Source organism: uncultured Methanobrevibacter sp., from assembly GCF_902770715.1.
GTDB lineage: Archaea > Methanobacteriota > Methanobacteria > Methanobacteriales > Methanobacteriaceae > Methanocatella.
Window position 1 is genome coordinate 1 of the sequence record NZ_CACXTS010000012.1, and the last position, 432, is coordinate 432.

Genomic DNA, 432 nt, shown 5'->3' on the forward strand with positions numbered 1-432 from the left:
ATTTTTTGTGGTTTTTCTTGTTTTGGTGGTTGTTCTATTTTTTGTGGTTTTTCTTGTTTTGGTGGTTGTTCTATTTTTTGTGGTTTTTCTTGTTTTGGTTGTGTTTTTTCTTGTTTAGGTTGTTTTTCTTGTTTTGGTTGTGTTTTTTCTTGTTTAGGTTGTTTTGGTTGTTTTGGTTGTGTTTTTTCTTGTTTAGGTTGTTTTGGTTGTTTTGGTTGTGTTTTTTCTTGTTTTGGTTGTTTTGGTTGTGTTTTTTCTTGTTTTGGTTGTTTTGGTTGTGTTTTTTCTTGTTTTGGTTGTTTTGGTTGTTTTGGTTGTGTTTTTTCTTGTTTAGGTTGTTTTTTCTGTTGTTTTTGTGGTTGTTCTGTTTTTGGTTGTTTTTTCTGTTGTTTTTGTGGTTGTTCTGTTTTTGGTTGTTTTTTCTGTTGTTTT